Consider the following 19,482-nt stretch of genomic DNA (forward strand, 5'->3'; position numbering starts at 1 on the left):
TGCGCATCCCGGAGGCGCGCACGCCGTACGGGAGGCGATGATGGGCGCATGCGCGTTTCCATTCGAGAGCCCAGGCCCGCAGACGCCGAAGCCCACCGCGCGGCGGTGCTGCGCTCGGCGGAACACCTCAGACCGTGGAATCCGGTGGACCCGGACGGCTTCCACGAGCTGCTGCGGCAGCAGGGCGGCGAGCTGCGGACCTTCCTCATCTTCAACGACGAGGACGGCGGCCTGGTCGGCAAGTGCAATGTCGCCAACATCGTGCGGGCCCGCTTCCGCAACGCCGCGCTGGGCTACGACAGTTACCTGCCGTACAACGGCACCGGCCGGATGAGCGAGGGGCTGCGGCTGGTGGTGGACCGCTGCTTCACCAGCTATCCGAACGGGCTCGGGCTGCACCGCCTGGAGATCAACGTCCAGCCGGACAACAGCCGTTCGGTCGCGATGGCCAAGCGGCTCGGTTTCCGCCACGAGGGCTTCTCGCCGCGCATGCTCTTCATCAACGACGCGTGGCGCGACCACGAGCGGTTCGCGCTCACCGCCGAGGAGTGGCCGGGCCTGCCGTCCGACTGACGACCGGCCGCCGTACGCGTACCCGTATCCGTATCCGCGGGGGTGCGGTCGCTGGGCCCGGCGCTCAGGCCAGCAGCCCGCGCAGCCCTCCGGCCCGTGCCAGCGCCTCCAGTTCGTCCAGCGCGCGGACGGCCCGCCCCGCGGCCTCGGGGTCGGTGCCCGGCAGGCCGCTCGCCGCGAACTCGTCCTCGTCCAGGCGCAGTACGGCCGTGCCGTCGGCGGACACCCACAGGTCGAGGTCCAGATCCTCGACGGTGAGGCCGTCGGCGGCCACGAGCGCGGGCCTGGCGATGTCGCAGTACCAGCCCTTGAGGCAGCCGCGCCCGTCGCGCACCTCCTTCACGGCGTACCAGCGGTCGCGCCAGTAGGTCTCGGTGAACACGTCGCCGGGCTCGAAGCGGACGAAGCCGAAGTCCCTGGCCTCGGGCGCCGCCCAGTCGGCGCGTACGGTCACGCGTACGCCGTCGTCGTGCAGCACGGTCGCGGGATAGCGGCGCTTCTCGCGGCCGGCCTTCGTCAGACGGACCGTGGTCGGGGCGGCGGCCGGGAGCGGCGGGGGAGTGTCGGGCATGCCGCCGACCCTGTCCGACGCGCGGCGGGGCGGGCCACCGAATTTCCGCGGACCGCCAGGTTCTGCGCGAGCCACCGGATACCCGCGGACCATCGGATTCCTATGGCCCCGCGCGGTTTCGGCGGGTGGGCCGGCCGGACCGCGTGCGCCTCTTCGTATACGACGCCGGCGCGGGTTCGGACGCGGACCCGTTATCGGAGCGGGGCAAGATTTTACCTACGCCCGCCTCCGCGCGGCCTGCCCGCCGGGCCGGTCTCCGCCGGGATCACCCGCGTCCGGCGTGCGGACGATCAGATACCGGAAGACGTTCTCCATCCGCACCGAGCCGTCCGGCCGCCGGTACGGGTGCAGCGCCTCGGCGATCTCCTTGTCGACCTGCTGCCGGTCGGTGGCCTCGACCGCCGCGTCGAAGAGCCCGGTGGAGAGCAGACCGCGCACCGCGCTCGGCAGATCCGGGTAGCCGAAGGGGCAGGACACCCGCCCCGAGCCGTCAGGGCGCAGCCCCGCGGCGAGCGCCAGATTCTCCAGGTCGTCCCGGCCGCTGAGCCGTACCTCCCGGGCGGCGGGCCCGCGCGGCTCCGCCAGCCGGGTCGCCACCCGCAGGACCCGCGAGGTCGCGCACCGCTCGGGCGGACCCCAGCCCGCCAGGACGATCGCGGTGTCCGGGTCCGCCGTGGCCGCGGCGGCGCACAGCGACGGCAGCAACTCGGCCGCGGGAGCCGCCGGGTCGAAGGCCGTGACCAGGTCGAAGCCGCCGGTGAGCCGGTGCGGAACACCCGCCGTCAGCCGCGTCCTGCCCCGGGCGCGCGCCGGTCCGCCCCAGGGATGCGCGGGAAGCAGCCGCTCGCGGGCCAGCGCCAGCCGCTGCTCGTCCGTCTCGAAGCCGGTGACGGCCGCGCCCCGGTCCGCCGCCAGCAGCAGCGCGAGCCCCGCGCCGCAGCCGAGGCCCAGTAACCGGGTGTCCGCGCCGACCTCCAGCCGGTCGTACACGCTCTCGTACAGCGGGACGAGCATCCGTTCCTGGATCTCCGCCCAGTCCCGCGCCCTGCTCTCCGCGTCGGACCTGGTTCCGCGATAGAGCGTAGAAGCCATCGACCGCCCCAATCAGATGTGCGCCGTCGTTTTGCCCCCGTGGTGCCGTACCTGCCGCTTGCGTCCCCGAAAGCCAGACAACTGCTGAATCCCGACGCCGTCCAGGGTCCGGAGTGCCCATTTTTGGAACTACCCGCCCAGGCGCCGCACCGGTCCCGGGGCCGACCGGACCGATTCACGCTCGGGGCGGGCGGGGCCGTAACATCTGCGTCATGGCAAAGGCTCCCGTTCTCACCCCCCAGGCGGACGATTTCCCGCGCTGGTACCAGGACCTGATCAGCAAGGCCGAGTTGGCCGACAACGGCCCGGTGCGCGGCACCATGGTCATCCGGCCTTACGGCTACGGCCTGTGGGAGCGGATGCAGCAGGACATGGACGCGCGGATCAAGGAAGCGGGCGCGCAGAACGCGTACTTCCCGCTCTTCATCCCGCAGTCGTACCTGACGCGCGAGGCCGAGCACGTCGAGGGCTTCGCGCCCGAGCTCGCGGTCGTCACGCACGCCGGCGGCAAGGAGCTGGAAGAGCCGATCGTCGTCCGGCCCACGTCCGAGACGATCATCAACGAGTACTTCTCCAAGTGGGTGCAGAGCTACCGCGACCTGCCGCTGCTGATCAACCAGTGGGCGAACGTGGTCCGTTGGGAGCTGCGCCCGCGGCTGTTCCTGCGCACCACCGAATTCCTCTGGCAGGAGGGCCACACCGCCCACGCCACGTACGAGGACGCGCGCGCCTACGCCGCCCGGATCCAGAAGGACGTCTACGCGGACTTCATGGAGAACGTGCTGGCGATGGACGTCGTCCTCGGCCGCAAGACCGCCAAGGAGCGGTTCGCGGGCGCGATCAACACCCTCACCCTGGAAGGGATGATGGGTGACGGCAAGGCGCTCCAGCTCGGCACCAGCCACGAACTGGGGCAGAACTTCGCCAAGGCGTTCCACACGCAGTACCTGTCGAAGGACGGCACGCAGGAGCACGTCTGGCAGACGTCCTGGGGCAGCACGACGCGGATGATCGGCGCCCTGGTGATGACGCACGGCGACGACAACGGGCTGCGGGTGCCGCCGAGGCTCGCGCAGACCCAGGTCGTGGTGCTGGCGATCAAGGGCGACGAGGCGGTCGTCGCCAAGGTGCGCGAGATCGGCGAGACGCTGCGCGCGGCCGGGCTGCGCGTGCACGTGGACGACCGCACCGACACCCCCTTCGGCCGCCGCGCGGTCGACTGGGAGCTGAAGGGCGTGCCCGTCCGCGTCGAGATCGGGCCGCGCGACCTGGAGGCGGGCACCGCGATGCTGGCCCGCCGGATTCCCGGCGGCAAGGAGCCGGTCGCGATCGACACCCTGGCCGACCTGCTGCCCAAGGTGCTCGAAGAGGACCAGGCGACGCTGCTGCGCGAGTCCCGCGAGCGCCGGACGTCCCGCACCGTGGACGTCACGACGATCGAGGAGGCCGCCGAGGCCGCCGCCACCGGCTGGGCCCGCATCCCCTGGGCCGACCTCGGTCCCGAGGGTGAGGCCAAGCTGGCTGAGCAGGGCGTTTCCGTACGCTGCCTGGTCGCGCCCGACGGTTCGGTGCCGGACGCCGACGACACTCCGGGCACGCTGGCGATCGTCGCGCGCGCCTACTGAGGCCGCTCGCGTCCGCTGACCGAAAAGCGGCGTGCGTTATATGTGAATCGTCCGTCGATGGGGCGGGTGCGCGGGTTCTCCACAGACCTGCACACCCGCCCTTCGTCATGCGCATCATCCGGAACTGACCGATCAGTGCAAATTATTTACGGTAGCCCGGTATCGGAACACCGGGAGCGCCCGGCTCGTTGTCACGGCGTGAGCACGACACCACCTGTTCTCGCCGCCGAGCTGGCAGTCGCCTGGGCCGATATTCAACGGCACCATCCCGAGCTGCCCGACCTGGCCGCGCCCGAGTCCCTGATCGGAGAGTCGTCGTCCGCCTGCGGCAACGAGCTCTCCTTCGAAAGGCTGCTGCACGAGGCCGTGCACGGGATCGCCGCTGCCCGCGGAATCCGTGACACCTCGCGTGCCGGCCGCTACCACAACCGCCGATTCCTGGCCATCGCCGACGAAATGGGCCTCGATCACGCGGAGGAGCCGCACCCGAGCAGCGGCTTCTCCCTCGTGGTGATGCGCCCGGACACCCGGAAGCGTTACCGGGTCACCATCGACCGGCTACAGCGCGCCCTCAAGGCGCACACCGTGGCCACCACCGCCGACACCGCACGCTCCTTCCGCGGGCCGGCCGCCAGGCACGGCTCGTCGGGCGGCGGGGTACGGGTCAAGGCCGTGTGCGACTGCGGGCGCAATGTCCGGGTCGTCCCGTCGGTGCTGGCCCAGGCGCCCATCATGTGCGGGGCCTGCGGGCAGCCGTTCCGGATCCCGGAGGTCGTCGGGGTCGGCTGAGTGTGGCAGAATGTCCAGTCGAGAACTCGACAGCCGTGCAGGAACCCTCTCTCCTTCGGCTGACGCGTCCACCGGGCGCGACGACTCCCACAACCCCACGTGGAAGTCCGCTGTGCCCAAACACGTCAATTCCAGGAGAACCCACTCCCGTGGCAGTCAAGATCAAGCTGAAGCGTCTGGGCAAGATCCGTTCGCCTCACTACCGCATCGTCGTCGCCGACTCCCGTACCCGCCGTGACGGCCGGGCCATCGAGGAGATCGGCCTGTACCACCCGGTGCAGAACCCCTCGCGCATCGAGGTCGACTCGGACCGCGCGCAGTACTGGCTCTCCGTCGGCGCTCAGCCGACCGAGCCCGTGCTCGCCATCCTGAAGCTCACCGGCGACTGGCAGAAGTACAAGGGCCTCGATGCCCCGGCACCGCTGCTCGTCGCCGAGCCGAAGGCCGACAAGCGCGCCCTCTTCGAGGCCGCCGCCAAGGACAGCGCGGACGAGCCCAAGGGTGAGGCGATCACCCCGAAGGCGAAGAAGTCCGAGAAGTCCGAGAAGAAGGCCGATGACACCGCCGAGGCTCCGGCCGCGGCCGAGTCGACCGAGGCCTGAGCATGCTCGAGGAGGCCCTTGAGCACCTCGTGAAGGGCATCGTCGACAATCCTGACGATGTGCACGTGGGTATGCGCACCCTGCGTCGCGGCAGCGTGCTCGAGGTCCGGGTGCACCCCGACGACCTCGGCAAGGTGATCGGCCGCAACGGCCGTACCGCCCGCGCGCTGCGTACCGTCGTGGGCGCCCTCGGCGGCCGTGGTGTCCGTGTCGACCTCGTCGACGTGGACCAGGTTCGCTGAGCGGGCCGACACAGAGAACACCGGCGCGGGCCGGGGGTGGCAGTCGCCGCTCCCGGCCCGCGCCGCGTTCGTACCCTTTTCATCCCTGTTCCGGAGTCGGAGAGTGAGCCGTACATGCAGTTGGTAGTCGGCAGGATCGGCCGCGCCCACGGCATCAAGGGCGAGGTCAGCGTCGAGGTGCGGACCGACGAGCCGGAGTTGCGGCTCGCGCCCGGAGCCGTCCTCGCCACCGACCCGGCCGCCACGGGCCCGCTGACCATCGCCACCGGACGCGTGCACAGCGGCCGGCTGATGCTGCGCTTCGAGGGCGTCGCCGACCGCACCGCCGCCGAAGCGCTGCGCAATACGCTGCTGATCGCCGAGGTCGACCCGGAGCAGACGCCGGAGGACCCCGAGGAGTTCTACGACCATCAGCTCATCGACCTCGACGTGGTGACGGTCGACGGCCGCGAGGTCGGCCGGATCGCCGAGATCAGCCATCTCCCGTACCAGGACCTGCTGATCGTCCGGCGGCCTGACGGCACCGAGGTGCTCATCCCGTTCGTCGGCGAGATCGTGCCGGAGATCGACCTGGAGGAGCAGCGCGCGGTGATCGACCCGCCGCCGGGGCTGCTGGACGAGGCCGACGCGGAAGTGGCGACGTCCGGCGAGGGCGCGGGCGGCGCCACTGATGCCGACGTCACTGATGCCGACGTCACTGATGCCGACGTCACTGATGACGACGCCACGGATGACGGCGCCACTGATGCCGACGCCACGTCCGGCGACGACGCGGACGGCGTGTGACATGCGGATCGACGTCGTCACGATCTTCCCCGAGTACCTGGAGCCGCTGAACGTCTCGCTGGTCGGCAAGGCGCGGGCGAGCGGGCGGCTCGACGTGCGGGTGCACGACCTGCGCGGGTGGGCGTACGACCGGCACAACACGGTGGACGACACCCCGTACGGCGGCGGACCCGGCATGGTCATGAAGACCGGCCCCTGGGGCGAGGCGCTCGACCAGACCCTCGCCGACGGCTACGAGGCGGGCGCCCGCCGCCCCGCGCTCGTCGTCCCCACCCCCAGCGGCCGGCCCTTCAGCCAGGCGCTCGCCGTCGAACTCTCCGCCAGCCCCTGGCTGATCTTCACACCCGCCCGCTACGAGGGCATCGACACCCGCGTCACCGACGAGTACGCGACCCGGCTGCCGGTCCACGAGGTCTCCATCGGCGACTACGTGCTGGCCGGCGGCGAGGCGGCGGTCCTGGTGATCACCGAGGCGGTGGCCCGGCTGCTGCCCGGCGTCCTCGGCAACGCCGAGTCGCACCGCGACGACTCCTTCGCGCCGGGACCGATGGCCAATCTGCTGGAGGGCCCGGTCTACACCAAGCCGCCGCAGTGGCGCGGGCGCGGCATCCCCGACGTGCTGCTCAGCGGCCACCACGGCAAGGTCGCGCGCTGGCGGCGGGACGAGGCGCTGCGCCGTACCGTCGCCAACCGGCCCGACCTGGTGGAGCGTTGCGACCCCGCGGCCTTCGACAAGAAGGACCGCGAGATGCTCTCCATCCTCGGCTGGGGCCCCGGCCCCGACGGCCGATTTGGGCCCAGCCCGGAGGCCGTGGAAGAATGAGCCGCTGCTGTCCGTCCGGCGCGCGCCCCTGCCACAGGGGGAACGACGTCCGTCCGACGCGGCGGCACCCCATTTTTTGGCAAATCCGCATCGCGACATTCCGTCGATGACCTGTGGCATCGGCGAGGAAGCAGAATCTCATGCCCAACCTGATCGACAGCGTCAACAGCGCCTCGCTGCGCACCGACGTCCCGGCCTTCCGCCCCGGCGACACCGTCAACGTCCACGTGCGCGTCATCGAGGGCAACCGCTCCCGTGTGCAGCAGTTCAAGGGTGTTGTCATCCGCCGCCAGGGCGCGGGCATCAGCGAGACCTTCACGGTCCGCAAGGTCAGCTTCTCCGTCGGCGTCGAGCGCACGTTCCCCGTGCACACCCCGATCGTCGAGAAGATCGAGGTCGTCACCCGCGGTGACGTCCGTCGCGCGAAGCTGTACTACCTCCGTGAGCTGCGCGGCAAGGCCGCGAAGATCAAGGAGAAGCGCGACAACTGATCCATGGGAAGGCCGGATAAGCTCTGGCCTCGATGGACAGCGAAGCGACACTTCCGGAACGCGACCGTTCCTCTCCCGCCGACGAGGCGGATACGGAGGAGCGGTCGCGTTTCGTCGTGTCAGGACGCGATGCGGCGGGTCCTGGATCCCGGTCCCCGATGCGGGTCCTCGTGCGCGAGGCCGTGCCGCGCTGGTGGGCGGAGTGGCGGCGTACGGTGCTGCTCGCGGTCGGCTGCGTCGTCGCGCTGCTGCTGGTGAGCACGTATGTCGTGCAGCCCTTCCAAGTGCCCAGCGGCTCCATGGAGAACACGCTGCGGGTCGGCGACCGGGTGCTGGTCAACAAGCTGGCGTACCGTTTCGGCGGCCATCCGCGGCGCGGGGACGTGATCGTCTTCGACGGCGACGGATCGTTCACTCAGCAGGGTGGGACGGACTACGTGAAGCGCGTCATCGGCATCGGCGGCGACCGCGTCACCTGCTGCGACAAGCAGGGCAGGCTGCTGGTCAACGGCCGCCCGCTGGACGAGGGCTACCTCTTCCCCGGCGACGCCCCCTCGCGGGTACCTTTCGACATCGTGGTGCCGGACGGAAGGCTGTGGGTGATGGGCGACCACCGCGACGACTCCCGCGACTCACGGGACCACCTCGGGGAACCGGGCGGCGGCACCGTACCGCTCGGCAAGGTGATCGGCCGGGCCGAGTGGATCGGCTGGCCGTTCGGCCACTGGACCCGGCTCAACCGCCCCGCGACCTTCGCCGCCGTCCCCGCACCCGCCGCGGGTCACCATGGGTAACCGCGGGCGGCCCCGCTACGGCCACCACCGCGCCGCCCCGGTGACGGGCGCGGCGGGCTCCGGCGCGGGCGGCGCCCCGGGAAGCGGCACGGGCGACGGCGCGTACGGCGGACCGCCCGGCGGCGGCAGCACTCGTATCGAGCGCCGCAAACTGGCCCGCAAGGTCAAGCGCAAGCGCCGCCGCTCGCTCGCCAGGGAGGTGCCGCTGCTGGTCATGGTGGCCCTGCTGATCGCGCTGGTGCTCAAGACGTTCCTGCTCCAGGCGTTCGTCATCCCGTCCGGGTCGATGGAGCAGACCATCAAGATCGGCGACCGGGTGCTGGTCGACAAGCTCACCCCGTGGTTCGGCGCCGAGCCGCACCGCGGTGACGTCGTGGTCTTCAAGGACCCCGGCGGCTGGCTGCCGCCCGAGGAGCAGAAGAAGCCCGACCCCGTGGTGATCAAGCAGGTGAAGCAGTTCTTCACCTACATCGGCCTGCTGCCGTCCGCCGACGAGCAGGACCTGATCAAGCGGGTCATCGGCGTCGGCGGCGACACCGTGAAGTGCTGCGACGCCGACGGGCGCATCACCGTCAACGGTGTGCCCCTCAGTGAGCCGTATCTTTACGCCGGTAATCCACCCTCAATGATGAAATTCACCGTGCACGTACCGCAGGGCAGGCTGTGGGTGATGGGCGACCACCGGTCGGATTCGGCCGACTCGCGGTACCACACGGACAAGCCCGGAGGCGGCACGATTCCGCTGAATCTGGTGGTGGGAAGGGCCTTCGTCATCGCCTGGCCGTTCGGTCACTGGGAGCGACTGAAGGAACCCGGCACGTTCGCGTCCGTCCCCGACGCGCAGGTGGCGGCGACCGCGGCCACAGCCGGGACGGCTAGGGTGGCCCAGGCCAACAACGGCCAAGGAACGAGCCAGACACCGACTCCTGCGGAACTCCCGCTCGTTATGGGAGTGGCGGGCCTGCGCCGGAAACGGGGCAGGCGGCGGACTGGAGTGAGGAGTGGATGTGGGGGACCTGGTGGTCGGCGCACGGTCTGGATCCGGCGAGCCCGAAAAAGGGGATGTCACGGTGCCGTCTGTCGACAAGTCGGAGGCCGATGGCCGAGTCCCCGAGCCCGCGGACAGTACGGAGTACGGCGGCGGGCAGTACCCGGGCGGCGGGTCGTACCCCGGCAGCCACGCCGATGCGGGTCAGGTTCCCGGCCAGGCTCCGGAGGCCCCCGTGGGGCCGGCGGACGGCACGGACCCGCGGGACCCCGCGGGGGGCGGTCCCGCTGACCGCCCCCAGGGTCCCGGCGGCCCCGGGGACCCCGGCTCGGGTGACGAGCCGCCGTCCCACTCCTCGGGCGGCTCCGCGAGCAAGAACCGGTCGTTCTGGAAGGAACTGCCGCTTCTGATCGGCATCGCGCTGGTCCTGGCGCTGCTGATCAAGACCTTCCTGGTGCAGGCGTTCTCCATCCCGTCCGACTCCATGCAGCACACGCTGGAGCGCGGCGACCGTGTCCTGGTCGACAAGCTCACCCCCTGGTTCGGCTCCAAGCCGAGCCGCGGCGAGGTCGTCGTCTTCCACGACCCGGGCGGCTGGCTCGGCGAGAATCCGCCCGCCAGCGGCAACGCGGTGACCAGGGGCGTGCAAAAGGGCCTCAGCTTCATCGGCCTGATGCCGTCCGCCGAGGAGAAGGACCTGATCAAGCGGGTCATCGGCGTCGGCGGTGACACGGTCGAGTGCAACGGCACGGGACCGGTGAAGGTCAACGGCAAGGCGCTGGACGAGCCGTACGTCTTCGCGGGCAACACCCCCTGCACCCCCGACCGGCCGTTCAAGGTCACCGTGCCCAAGGGCCGGATCTGGGTCATGGGCGACCACCGCCAGGACTCCCTCGACTCCCGGTACCACATGACGCTGCCCGGCGGCGGCACCGTGTCCGACAACGAGGTCGTCGGCCGCGCCGTGACGGTGGCCTGGCCGGTCAACCGCTGGGACTGGCTCTCCATCCCCAGCACCTTCAGCCAGCCGGGCATCAACGCGGCGGGCACCGCGGGCCCGGCCGCGGTGGGCCTCCTCGGTGCCGCGCCGCTGGTGCTGATGCGCCGCCGCAAGCTGCTGCGCGCACAGCCGCCGGTCACTGCGGAGACGGAAGAGGACTGACGGACGTACCCGGCCCGCGGCGGCGGGCGCCCGATCGAGCACCGACGGGCGTCCGGGCCTACGGTCCGGGGCGTACCGCCGGGTAGGGTTCCGGTCCATGAGCAGCAGCAGTGCGATACGCAAGGGTGAGGGCCGGTTCGGACGTACGGTGTCCGGGCTGGCCATCGCTCTTGGCTGTGCCCTGTTCCTCGGCGGCTTCGCCTGGGGAGCGGTCGAGTACCGGCCGTACACAGTGCCCACCAATTCCATGCAGCCGACCGTGCAGCCGGGCGACCGGGTGCTGGCCCAGAAGGTCTCCGGCTCCGATGTGCGCCGCGGCGACGTGGTGGTCTTCCAGGACAAGCTCTGGGGCGACCTGCCCGAGGTCAAGCGGGTCGTCGGCGTCGGCGGCGACGTCGTCAAGTGCTGCGACACCCAGAGCCGCCTCACGGTGAACGGCACGGCGGTCGACGAAGAGGGCTACCTCGACGGCTCCGACGCCTCCGCCGCGCCCGGTGGCTCCGGCCTTCCCGGCGTTCCCGCCTCCGTGACGAAGTTCAGCACCACGGTGCCGCGCGGCTCGCTCTTCCTGCTCGGTGACAACCGCGCGGTCTCCCAGGACTCCCGTATCCGCCTCAGCGACGCCCAGCACGGCGCGGTCCCCGTGAGCGCCGTCAAGGGCCGCGTGGACGGCACGGTGTGGCCCATGGGGCGGATGGGGACGCTGTCGCCCACGACCGCCTTCAAGGCCGTGCCGGGCGGCGGTACGTCCGCCGAGGGGCCGCTGCGCTGGATCGTCGTCATGGTGGTCGTGGGCGCCGTGCTGATTCTCGGCGGCGCGGCGTACGGACCGGTGGCCGGGCTGCTGAGGCGGCGCAGGTGACCGTGGTGCGTCGGCGCGTCGCCCGTGTGGTGCTGCTCGACCCGGCGGACCGGATCCTGCTGCTGAACGGCGTCGATCCGGCCGATCCGGCGGTGGGCTCGTGGTTCACGCCGGGCGGCGGGGTCGAGGGCGGTGAGAGCCTGGAGGAGACGGCGCTGCGCGAGCTCGCCGAGGAGACCGGCATCACCGATGTACGGCTCGGCCCGGTGCTGTGGGAGCGGACCAGCTCCTTCAGCTTCGACGGGCGGCGCTGGGAGCAGGACGAGTGGTATCACCTGGGCCGTACCGACACGGTCGACGTCGACACCAGCGGCCAGACGGACCTGGAACGCAGAAGTGTCTCGTCGTTGCGCTGGTGGACCTGCGAGGAACTTTTGCGCACTCGTGAGACGGTGTACCCCATCAGACTCGCTGAGCTGCTGCGTACGCTGCTCGGCGAAGGCCCCCCGCAATCCCCGATCCCCCTGGGGACGGAGCGCGACTGACGCACAATGGGGGGCACGTACGGCTGAAGGGGAACATGCCATGAGCGCCGAGGACCTCGAAAAGTACGAGACCGAGATGGAGCTGAAGCTCTACCGGGAGTACCGCGATGTCGTTGGCCTGTTCAAGTACGTGATCGAGACCGAGCGACGCTTCTACCTCACCAACGACTACGAGATGCAGGTGCACTCGGTCCAGGGTGAGGTCTTCTTCGAGGTCTCGATGGCCGATGCCTGGGTCTGGGACATGTACAGGCCCGCCCGCTTCGTCAAGCAGGTCCGTGTCCTCACGTTCAAGGACGTGAACATCGAGGAGCTGAACAAGGCGGATCTGGATCTGCCGTCGGACGAGTCGGGCTTCAATAGTTGAAGCTGAGGCCCTTTTGAGGGGGCTTCGGGGGTGCCGGTGCGCTCTTGGTGGGGCGGGGGCCGGGTGGTGGTGCGGGGCGCGGTGGGGGATCGCGGCGCGGGGTCGCGGCGCGGGCCCCGGTGCATGGGCGCGGTGCGGGCTGCGGTGCGGGGTCGCGGCGCGGGTCGCGGGGAGTTATCCACAGACTGGGACCAAGATCATCTTCGGCGGTCGAACTCTGTCACAGTGAGTGACGGAGGTGGTACGCATGAACGCACGAGGTGCGCTGGGGCGGTACGGCGAGGGGCTGGCGGCCCGCAGGCTGGAGGACGCGGGACTGACCGTGCTCGACCGGAATTGGCGGTGCGGGCGCGACGGGGAGATCGACATTCTGGCGTCCGAGGGGGACGCCCTGGTGGTGTGCGAGGTGAAGACCCGCCGTGACGGCGGCTTCCAACACCCCATGGCGGCGCTCGGGCCGCGGCAGATCCACCGGCTGCGGTCGCTCGCCGACCGCTGGGCGGCGGAACACGGCGGCGCGCCACCGGGCGGCGTGAGAATCGACCTGGTCGGCGTCCTGCTGCCCGCCCGCGGTGCGGCCCGCGTCGAGCATGTGCGGGGGGTGGCGTGATGGGCTTCGCCCGTACGTGCTCGGTCGCGCTGATCGGCGTCGAAGGCGTCGTGGTCGAGGTCCAGGCCGACCTCGAACCCGGCGTGGCGGCCTTCGCCCTGGTCGGACTGCCCGACAAGAGCCTCACCGAGAGCCGCGACCGGGTGCGCGCCGCGATCGTGAACAGCGGCGAGGTCTGGCCGCAGAAGAAGCTCACCGTCGGCCTCAGCCCGGCCTCGGTGCCCAAGGGCGGTTCGGGGTTCGATCTCGCCGTGGCGTGTGCGATCCTCGCCGCCAACGACCGCATCGCCCCCGGATCCATCGCCGACCTCATGATGATCGGCGAACTGGGACTCGACGGACGGGTCCGCCCGGTCCGCGGGGTGCTGCCCGCCGTCCTGGCGGCGGCCGACGCCGGATACCGGCAGGTCGTGGTGCCGGAGCGCACCACGGCCGAGGCATCCCTGGTCCCCGGCGTCTCCGTCCTCGGCATCCGCACCCTGCGGCAGCTCGTCGCCCTCCTCAACGACGAGCTGGCCCCCGAGGAGGACCTGGACCCGGCGCGGGCGGACGGCCGCCCCGACCCGATACTGGCCGGGCTGACCGTGCCGGGCGGCGGCGTCGGGACCGGACTGGCCGGCGGCCTCGGTGACGCCTCGCTCACCGGGCACGGCCCCGACCTGGCCGACGTCGCCGGACAGCGGACCGCCCGCACCGCGCTGGAGGTCGCCGCCGCCGGCGGACACCATTTGTATCTGAAGGGCCCGCCGGGCGCGGGCAAGACGATGCTCGCCGAGCGGCTGCCCGGCATCCTGCCGCCGCTCACCCGCCAGGAGTCCCTGGAGGTCACCGCCGTCCACTCGGTGGCGGGCATCCTCCCGCCAGGACGGCCCATGGTCGACGCCCCGCCGTACTGCGCGCCGCACCACTCGGCCACCATGCCCTCGCTGGTCGGCGGCGGCAGCGGACTGCCCCGACCGGGTGCGGTCTCGCTCGCCCATCGCGGAGTTCTCTTTTTGGACGAGTTGACAACATTATTACGTATCCCGTACAATACGTACATAAGGGATACGAACAAGCGTGCGAAACGAACTGAAGGGACTACCGGCCGGAATCTACCTCCGCATCAGCGACGACAAAGAAGGTCGTGAGCTTGGTGTCGCTCGTCAGGAGGAAGATGACCGCCGTCTCGCTGACAGGCTGGGCGTGAACGTTGTCGAGGTCTACAAGGACAACGACATCTCCGCCAGCACCCGCACGAAGAAGAAGCGTCCTGACTACCGCCGGATGCTGCGCGACGCCGAGATGGGCCGCATCAAGGTCATCATCGCCTACACGAGTGCTCGCATCACTCGTCGGCCGCGCGAGAACGAAGACCTGATCGACCTTGGTGAACAGCACGGGACGGTCTTTCAGTACGTCGCGTCACCTGCCTTCGACCTGAACACCGCCAACGGCCGGATGGTCGCCCGCATCCTTGCTGCCAGCGACGCGGGCCAAGCAGAGACAACCGCAGAGCTGATCATCCGCAAGAAGCTGGAGCGCGCCCAAGACGGCAAGTTCCACGGCGGCGGTCGCCCGTACGGCTACGAGAAGGACGGCAAGACACCGCGTCTCTGCGAGATCAAGGTCGTCATCGAAGCCGTGCGACGCCTCGGAGCCGGAGAGAGCCAAGCCTCGATCATCCGCAGCTACAACGACCGGGGCACGAAGACGGCCGACGGCGGCATGTGGAACGTCGGCAACTTCAAGCGGACGATCACGAAGCTCCGGTACGTCATCTTCGACGACACTGACCCAGAGCGCCGAGGTACCCGCGAACACAGCTCTGGCATCTACCGCGCGGAGTGGGAGGGCTTCGTCACCCGCACCGAGCACGGGCTGATGATGGCCCAGCTCAACAAGGCGGCTCAACCGTGGGCCCACGGCCTCACCAACGGTCGCCGGTACCTGCTGAGTGGTCTGCTGCGGTGCGGCGGCTGCCAGGCGTCTGGTGAGCCATGTACGGCCTCGATGATCGGGCAAGCCCGGAAGCGCGAGAACGGCACTCACCAACGACGCTACCGCTGCAAGGGCCGAGACAACTTCGCTCGCATCGTCGGGTGCGGGAAGGTGTTCCGCGACGCGGCAGCCTTGGACGAGTTCGTCACGGAAGCAGTCCTGACCCGCTTTGACTCGCCGGACATCGCGCGGGCGCTCACGCCGAAGGAGGACGCCGACAAGGTGGACGAGCTGGTCAAGGAACTGGCCGGCTTCAATCTACGACGGCAGCAGCTCGCCGCTGAACACGCCCTCAAGCCCTACGCGGACTACGACATCATGCGCGCCACGATCATGAGCGCGATCGGCGAGACCGAGAAGAAGCTGAGCAAGCTGCACGTCGGTAGCGCGAAGACACTGCTCCCTACCGAGCAGCCGATGCGAGCAGCATGGGCCACGGCAACGATCGAGTGGCAGAGGGACATCCTGAAACTGGTGATTGAGCGCATCATCGTGCACCCCGGTAGTCCCGGCAGTCACACGTGGAGGGGCCACCGCTTCGACCCGAGCCGCATCGAGATACTCTGGCGGGTCTAGCGTTCGCCCAATAAAAAGAGTCGTACCCAGATACTTGGGTGCGACTCTTTTTTGGTTTCTACTCCTCGGGCTGCTGCGCCTTGATGAGTTGTGCGACCTGGGCGATGACGCCGGGGTCTTCAATCTTCAACGGCACGCCACTCGCCCGGGTTGAATGTTCTAACCATTTGTTGATGTCTGAATCTTCGCCCATTCGCTCGTTCTCCGCTTATATTTCCATTGTACGCCATCCTCTGCTAATTGTGTTCGCATCGGTGTTGTAGTTCGGTCAAACTCTATAGAAAACCCTTCTCAGGTGGCGCATAACTGGATGTAGGGCCAGGAATAATCCGGCCCGGAACCTACACAACCAGTGGAGCAGAAATGGCCATCGTGAGCCAGAAGGTCTCAGACCTCACCGGCAAGCAAGGCAAGGACGTGGACTTCGCCGGGGTTGTCGTCAGGCAGCACCCGGACATCGACCAGCCGAAGGCATTGGACGTGTTGGTGCCCGAACTCAAGCAGTTCGCGGACATCAGTGATGGCCTCGTAATCCTGGAGGTCTCACTGCCCAACGGCAGCAGGCAGGACATGTACGTCCCCCTGGAAGAGTTCAACAAGGCCGCACCGAACATGGCCGAGGTCTTGAAGAACGCCCGTGGTACCCGTGGTCGCGTCCCCGGAACCAAGGTCAGCAACGGCAATGGGAACGGCAACGCCTAACCTCTCTACTCCGCCTCCTGCCACCGCTCCCGGCGGTTGAGGCGGAACCGCCCCGTTCTGGTGTCTCGAAAGAGATATCGGGACGGGGTTTTTCAATTCCATGACCCCCGTTAATCAAGTTCTATTGCATCACGGATATATGCAAATACATTGAATTGTGTTATAAATACCGAGGCTCTTCAGTCGAAAAAGAAACATCATTGAGGGTGGGTACGCCGCAAGGCGCACCCACCCTCTTTCGTTTCCGCACGTTAAGAACTCGGTTCAATCAAGCAATGAGAGATGGTGAAACGCTACATGCGCTACATGCGCTCCCTGCGCACCAGAATCATGCTCGCACTGCTGAGTGTGTTCATCCCGCTCTTGGTGGTTGTCCCCTCGGGGATTGCCAGTGCTGCTGAGTCGGTACCGCTGCTTCAGTGGTCGCCGCCCACAGCCACCGGCTTCACGCAGAGCCTCGTGACGAGCCCTACGGGCAGTATCACGATTCCCTGCACGACGGGCACCACCGGCAACGATCTGCGGACGTACGATGCGACTGGACAGCTTGTCCAGGACATCTCGCGTACCGCCACGATCGACGGCGTGACGAACTGCATCGCTCACCCGGTCGTTGACAAAAACGGTACGGTCTACGGAATCCCGGCGAGCACCAGCACGTACGTCAACGGTCCGAACCTGTTGGCTTACGCCAACAACACCTTGAAGTGGAAGTATCCGCTCCCGAGCCCGAGCAGGACGGTCCCCCTTGTTGTCGGCGCAAACGGCAACATCTACGCCGCCCTGCGCGAGTCGGATGGATACATCCACATCATCGGGATCGCGCCGGAGGTTGTGGCTGGTCAAACGCAGCCGGCCACGGTATTGGACGTGACCACCACGACCGACGCCAGCACCATGCTGTACGCGTACAAGGACGGCCTGGTGATACACGGTCAGAGCAGCGGGAACGCTCGCTACTACAGCTACGGAGGTAAATTCCTCGGTCAAGCGACGATCGGACTCTTTGGCTCCGAGAAGTTGAATGCTGACGGACAGTTGTTCAGCTACAACTTCGTCAGCGGCAGCTACACGAGCCTGAGTGTGTCCATGTACGACCCTCACACGGGTGCAGTCGCTTGGACAACCTCGGCTTCCACACCGGGAGCGAACGTCCATGACGCATCGGTCTATCCGTTGCCAAACGGTGGGGTTGTCGCTCTGCTCAAGGAGCAGAAGATGGTTCAGGGTGTTCCGGCTGTTCCGACCGAATACGTCGATAGCTGGGTCACGCTCAGTGCGGGTGGCACCGTACTAGCATCACCACACCAGCTCTCCAACACGGGCACACTCGGCACTGGTGGTCCTGCAACGACCTACGGCGGCACGTGGATATCCGTGGATGGAAGTGGACAGCTTGCGCTCGTTCGACCGATGACGGTGGCTACGGGCATAAGCAACCCTGCGACCGTACCCGCAATCGGCGTCACTCTGTTGGACGCCGTTAGCGGCACGGTGAGCTACGGGCAGGTCATGAGTGGTGACCTGAGTAAGTCCGGTGGTCCTGATGGCTACAACCTGATGGACGGACCGCGACTGGCAAACGGCACCATCTTCCTGGAAGCAGACTGCCAGGGGAATTGCCCGAACTCGGACACTGCCATCAAGGTGTACGCGCTCAAGGTGTCGAGCGCCGCGATCGACTACCCGCGAGGGGCAGTTCTCGCGGCCTATCCGCGAACTTCAGCCCACTCTGCCTACGTGGCTATCGGTGACTCGTTCTCCTCGGGTGAAGGCAACCCGCCGTTCCTGGCGGGTACCGACATCCCGGGCGTGAACACTTGCCACCGAAGCAGCGTTGCCTATTCGGAGATACTCTCCGGAAGCAGCGCCAAGATCCCATCCCTAGGTGCGAACGGATTCCGAGCGTGCTCGGGTGCGATCGCAGACAACCTCTGGGATGTTGCACAGTGGAACGAAGGGACTCAGCTCGACCGGTTCCCGGACACCACGACGACGCTCGTAACCCTCACAATCGGGGGAAACGACATCGGGTTCTCGGATTTCGCCAGCGCTTGCGCGTCGCTCAATAGCTCGTGCGATGTTGGAACTCCCGCATACACCAATGCGCTGAACCACATCAACGGCGACCTGGCGGCCAAGCTCACTGCGGCCTATCAGAACATTCTGGCCATGGCACCGAATGCCAAGGTCTACGTGATCGGGTACCCGCAGGTCGTGGCCAATAAGTTGGTCACCGATCCCATCGACACCCGGTGTCCAACCTTGTCCCAGGGCACTACCCGGTACGGCAACGCACGGGCAGCTCGCTACATCGTGGGACAGCTCGACCAGAAGATCTCAACGACGGTGGGTGCAGTCGGCAACACTCGACTGCACTACATCCCCGCAGACGGGAGCACTTCACCGTTCGTCGGTCATGAGGTATGCGGCACTGACACCACCTCCTGGTTCCAGAACATCGACCAGATAGCCAGCAACAAGGCGTACGTCTTTCACCCTAATGCCCTCGGGCAGCAGGGATACGCCACGCTTGTCGGGCCGGTGATCAACGCCGGGTAGATGGCGCAACTGAAGAGCCACGCCCTCAATCCATCGAACTGCGTAATAGCGGTACGGGATTGGGGGCTTCTTCATGTCCAGATGAATCAATTATTTACTAGCGAAACCATAGCTCTACGAAGCCTGCAATTCCTACATATACGTAGGCAACAAAGAAACTAACGGCGGTTGTCGCAATGATAATGAGCGTTTTAAGTGAGCGATCCAATTTCGAGTCATAGAATATGCCGAGCATGATGAGAAACCAACCTATGACGGTTGGGCCAAGCGCCAGGGTATCAGCTAAGTTACCGTGATCAGCACATGGAACGGGAGATGCAATGTTGCAAAAGAATAAATGGCCAGAAAACGGGGCAGCAATAAATGGCCAGACGAGAGCGAGTAAAGTTCCCGTGATCAGCAGAATCTTCTTTTTGTTTAATGTCTTCGTTTGGGTCTTTCGTGTAGTTGTCATGAAGCTATTTTAACGTATTTAACGGAAACGATATACACCAAAACGAGTTTCTCGGAAAAGGAGGGCGAGAATATCCTACGTTGCGCCTCGATTATTTCACAAGTGGCCGTTCTGCCTTCCCGTCATGCTCACTGAATAAGTAGTTACAGTGGTACGAGACTAGCCCCCGTTCCATCCTCAGAATCTTTCGCATTTGTTTCCAGTCATATATACTTCACCCTATGGTCAATAAAAAGAAATTAGAAGCAGAGAAAAACAGACGAGTAGCATTAATTGTGAGCATGTGCATTATGGCGATACCTGTATTGTATATGAGCTTTGCGGCCTTAAGTACTGGACAAATATT

At 67.4% G+C, this 19,482-nt stretch carries 22 protein-coding genes and 1 pseudogene; 19 read left to right on the forward strand and 4 right to left on the reverse strand.

The annotated features are described in order from the left end of the window. Window positions 1–48 precede the first annotated feature (48 nt). The gene (locus ABZX65_RS29110; protein WP_355346371.1) at window positions 49–573 is read left to right on the forward strand and encodes a GNAT family protein; all 525 of its coding nucleotides are present in this window, start codon (window positions 49–51) and stop codon (window positions 571–573) included. Window positions 574–637: 64 nt separating this feature from the next. Here the strand turns inward: ABZX65_RS29110 and ABZX65_RS29115 are convergent, their stop codons facing one another. After that, on the reverse strand, window positions 638–1,144 hold the full coding sequence (locus tag ABZX65_RS29115; RefSeq protein WP_355346374.1) for a DUF402 domain-containing protein: 507 nt from the start codon (window positions 1,142–1,144) through the stop codon (window positions 638–640). A 216-nt stretch (window positions 1,145–1,360) separates the two neighbouring features. Continuing rightward, window positions 1,361–2,236 (reverse strand): SAM-dependent methyltransferase, encoded by an 876-nt coding sequence (locus ABZX65_RS29120; protein WP_355346377.1) that lies wholly within the window; start codon window positions 2,234–2,236, stop codon window positions 1,361–1,363. A gap of 212 nt (window positions 2,237–2,448) precedes the next feature. On the opposite strand from ABZX65_RS29120, the gene proS reads away from it, so the two are divergent. The 16 genes and pseudogenes from proS to ABZX65_RS29200 all read left to right on the forward strand — a co-directional run bounded on the left by proS (window position 2,449) and on the right by ABZX65_RS29200 (window position 15,418). Further along, entirely contained in the window at window positions 2,449–3,861 is a 1,413-nt protein-coding gene (proS, locus tag ABZX65_RS29125; protein WP_355346380.1) for a proline--tRNA ligase, read from the forward strand. A gap of 198 nt (window positions 3,862–4,059) precedes the next feature. Continuing rightward, window positions 4,060–4,650: a hypothetical protein gene (locus tag ABZX65_RS29130; RefSeq protein WP_188281222.1), complete on the forward strand. Its 591-nt coding sequence runs from the start codon at window positions 4,060–4,062 to the stop codon at window positions 4,648–4,650. Window positions 4,651–4,799: 149 nt separating this feature from the next. Beyond that, a complete protein-coding gene (rpsP, locus tag ABZX65_RS29135) occupies window positions 4,800–5,252 on the forward strand; it encodes a 30S ribosomal protein S16 (protein ID WP_355346383.1) in 453 nt (150 codons plus the stop codon). Window positions 5,253–5,254: 2 nt separating this feature from the next. Further along, window positions 5,255–5,494 carry an RNA-binding protein gene (locus ABZX65_RS29140; protein ID WP_355346386.1) on the forward strand — a complete coding sequence of 80 codons (240 nt, stop codon included), beginning with the start codon at window positions 5,255–5,257 and terminating at the stop codon, window positions 5,492–5,494. A 114-nt stretch (window positions 5,495–5,608) separates the two neighbouring features. After that, window positions 5,609–6,280 carry a ribosome maturation factor RimM gene (gene rimM, locus ABZX65_RS29145; protein WP_355346389.1) on the forward strand — a complete coding sequence of 224 codons (672 nt, stop codon included), beginning with the start codon at window positions 5,609–5,611 and terminating at the stop codon, window positions 6,278–6,280. Window position 6,281: 1 nt separating this feature from the next. Continuing rightward, the gene (gene trmD / locus ABZX65_RS29150; RefSeq protein WP_355346392.1) at window positions 6,282–7,103 is read left to right on the forward strand and encodes a tRNA (guanosine(37)-N1)-methyltransferase TrmD; all 822 of its coding nucleotides are present in this window, start codon (window positions 6,282–6,284) and stop codon (window positions 7,101–7,103) included. A 140-nt stretch (window positions 7,104–7,243) separates the two neighbouring features. Further along, window positions 7,244–7,594 (forward strand): 50S ribosomal protein L19, encoded by a 351-nt coding sequence (gene rplS / locus ABZX65_RS29155; RefSeq protein WP_093716565.1) that lies wholly within the window; start codon window positions 7,244–7,246, stop codon window positions 7,592–7,594. Window positions 7,595–7,626: 32 nt separating this feature from the next. Beyond that, window positions 7,627–8,388 carry a signal peptidase I gene (gene lepB / locus ABZX65_RS29160; protein ID WP_355346395.1) on the forward strand — a complete coding sequence of 254 codons (762 nt, stop codon included), beginning with the start codon at window positions 7,627–7,629 and terminating at the stop codon, window positions 8,386–8,388. Beyond that, window positions 8,381–9,667: a signal peptidase I gene (lepB, locus tag ABZX65_RS29165; RefSeq protein WP_355346398.1), complete on the forward strand. Its 1,287-nt coding sequence runs from the start codon at window positions 8,381–8,383 to the stop codon at window positions 9,665–9,667. Before lepB (ABZX65_RS29160) ends, lepB (ABZX65_RS29165) begins: the two co-directional genes overlap by 8 nt. Beyond that, window positions 9,612–10,538 carry a signal peptidase I gene (gene lepB / locus ABZX65_RS29170; RefSeq protein ID WP_355346401.1) on the forward strand — a complete coding sequence of 309 codons (927 nt, stop codon included), beginning with the start codon at window positions 9,612–9,614 and terminating at the stop codon, window positions 10,536–10,538. The genes lepB (ABZX65_RS29165) and lepB (ABZX65_RS29170) overlap by 56 nt, the downstream gene beginning before the upstream one ends. Before the next feature lie 97 nt (window positions 10,539–10,635). After that, window positions 10,636–11,400 (forward strand): signal peptidase I, encoded by a 765-nt coding sequence (gene lepB, locus ABZX65_RS29175; RefSeq protein WP_355346404.1) that lies wholly within the window; start codon window positions 10,636–10,638, stop codon window positions 11,398–11,400. 5 nt (window positions 11,401–11,405) lie between these two features. Beyond that, a complete protein-coding gene (locus ABZX65_RS29180; RefSeq protein WP_355346595.1) occupies window positions 11,406–11,885 on the forward strand; it encodes an NUDIX hydrolase in 480 nt (159 codons plus the stop codon). A 40-nt stretch (window positions 11,886–11,925) separates the two neighbouring features. Next, the gene (locus ABZX65_RS29185; RefSeq protein ID WP_188281213.1) at window positions 11,926–12,252 is read left to right on the forward strand and encodes a DUF2469 domain-containing protein; all 327 of its coding nucleotides are present in this window, start codon (window positions 11,926–11,928) and stop codon (window positions 12,250–12,252) included. 247 nt (window positions 12,253–12,499) lie between these two features. Further along, window positions 12,500–12,862 (forward strand): YraN family protein, encoded by a 363-nt coding sequence (locus ABZX65_RS29190; RefSeq protein WP_188281212.1) that lies wholly within the window; start codon window positions 12,500–12,502, stop codon window positions 12,860–12,862. Further along, window positions 12,862–13,866 (forward strand): annotated as a pseudogene (locus ABZX65_RS29195) (ATP-binding protein); the annotation flags it as partial. The gene ABZX65_RS29190 and the pseudogene ABZX65_RS29195, both read left to right, overlap by 1 nt. Window positions 13,867–13,921: 55 nt before the next feature. Further along, entirely contained in the window at window positions 13,922–15,418 is a 1,497-nt protein-coding gene (locus tag ABZX65_RS29200) for a recombinase family protein (protein ID WP_355346408.1), read from the forward strand. A gap of 58 nt (window positions 15,419–15,476) precedes the next feature. Here ABZX65_RS29200 and ABZX65_RS29205 read toward each other — a convergent pair whose 3' ends face one another. After that, a complete protein-coding gene (locus ABZX65_RS29205; protein ID WP_355346411.1) occupies window positions 15,477–15,611 on the reverse strand; it encodes a hypothetical protein in 135 nt (44 codons plus the stop codon). Window positions 15,612–15,781: 170 nt separating this feature from the next. Here ABZX65_RS29205 and ABZX65_RS29210 point away from each other — a divergent pair, with 170 nt between their 5' ends. Then, window positions 15,782–16,120, forward strand: a complete 339-nt coding sequence (locus ABZX65_RS29210) for a hypothetical protein (protein WP_355346414.1) — start codon at window positions 15,782–15,784, stop codon at window positions 16,118–16,120. A gap of 285 nt (window positions 16,121–16,405) precedes the next feature. Next, on the forward strand, window positions 16,406–18,682 hold the full coding sequence (locus ABZX65_RS29215; RefSeq protein WP_355346417.1) for an SGNH/GDSL hydrolase family protein: 2,277 nt from the start codon (window positions 16,406–16,408) through the stop codon (window positions 18,680–18,682). Window positions 18,683–18,779: 97 nt separating this feature from the next. Here ABZX65_RS29215 and ABZX65_RS29220 read toward each other — a convergent pair whose 3' ends face one another. Beyond that, complete coding sequence (locus tag ABZX65_RS29220) at window positions 18,780–19,136, reverse strand: hypothetical protein (RefSeq protein ID WP_355346420.1); 357 nt, start codon at window positions 19,134–19,136, stop codon at window positions 18,780–18,782. Between the last annotated feature and the right edge of the window lie 346 nt (window positions 19,137–19,482).

This window comes from Streptomyces sp. NPDC003300 (assembly GCF_040610915.1).
Lineage (GTDB): Bacteria > Actinomycetota > Actinomycetes > Streptomycetales > Streptomycetaceae > Actinacidiphila.

Excerpts from the sequence above, each read along its gene's own strand:
- ABZX65_RS29115 (WP_355346374.1), bottom strand. The coding sequence starts at position 1,144 with ATGCCCGACACTCCCCCGCCGCTCCCGGCCGCCGCCCCGACCACGGTC.
- ABZX65_RS29120 (WP_355346377.1), bottom strand. The coding sequence starts at position 2,236 with ATGGCTTCTACGCTCTATCGCGGAACCAGGTCCGACGCGGAGAGCAGG.
- ABZX65_RS29210 (WP_355346414.1), top strand. The coding sequence starts at position 15,782 with ATGGCCATCGTGAGCCAGAAGGTCTCAGACCTCACCGGCAAGCAAGGC.
- ABZX65_RS29205 (WP_355346411.1), bottom strand. The coding sequence starts at position 15,611 with ATGGGCGAAGATTCAGACATCAACAAATGGTTAGAACATTCAACCCGG.
- ABZX65_RS29220 (WP_355346420.1), bottom strand. The coding sequence starts at position 19,136 with ATGACAACTACACGAAAGACCCAAACGAAGACATTAAACAAAAAGAAG.
- proS (WP_355346380.1), top strand. The coding sequence starts at position 2,449 with ATGGCAAAGGCTCCCGTTCTCACCCCCCAGGCGGACGATTTCCCGCGC.
- lepB (WP_355346404.1), top strand. The coding sequence starts at position 10,636 with ATGAGCAGCAGCAGTGCGATACGCAAGGGTGAGGGCCGGTTCGGACGT.
- trmD (WP_355346392.1), top strand. The coding sequence starts at position 6,282 with ATGCGGATCGACGTCGTCACGATCTTCCCCGAGTACCTGGAGCCGCTG.
- ABZX65_RS29140 (WP_355346386.1), top strand. The coding sequence starts at position 5,255 with ATGCTCGAGGAGGCCCTTGAGCACCTCGTGAAGGGCATCGTCGACAAT.
- ABZX65_RS29190 (WP_188281212.1), top strand. The coding sequence starts at position 12,500 with ATGAACGCACGAGGTGCGCTGGGGCGGTACGGCGAGGGGCTGGCGGCC.
- lepB (WP_355346395.1), top strand. The coding sequence starts at position 7,627 with ATGGACAGCGAAGCGACACTTCCGGAACGCGACCGTTCCTCTCCCGCC.
- ABZX65_RS29185 (WP_188281213.1), top strand. The coding sequence starts at position 11,926 with ATGAGCGCCGAGGACCTCGAAAAGTACGAGACCGAGATGGAGCTGAAG.
- rplS (WP_093716565.1), top strand. The coding sequence starts at position 7,244 with ATGCCCAACCTGATCGACAGCGTCAACAGCGCCTCGCTGCGCACCGAC.
- rimM (WP_355346389.1), top strand. The coding sequence starts at position 5,609 with ATGCAGTTGGTAGTCGGCAGGATCGGCCGCGCCCACGGCATCAAGGGC.
- lepB (WP_355346398.1), top strand. The coding sequence starts at position 8,381 with ATGGGTAACCGCGGGCGGCCCCGCTACGGCCACCACCGCGCCGCCCCG.
- ABZX65_RS29110 (WP_355346371.1), top strand. The coding sequence starts at position 49 with ATGCGCGTTTCCATTCGAGAGCCCAGGCCCGCAGACGCCGAAGCCCAC.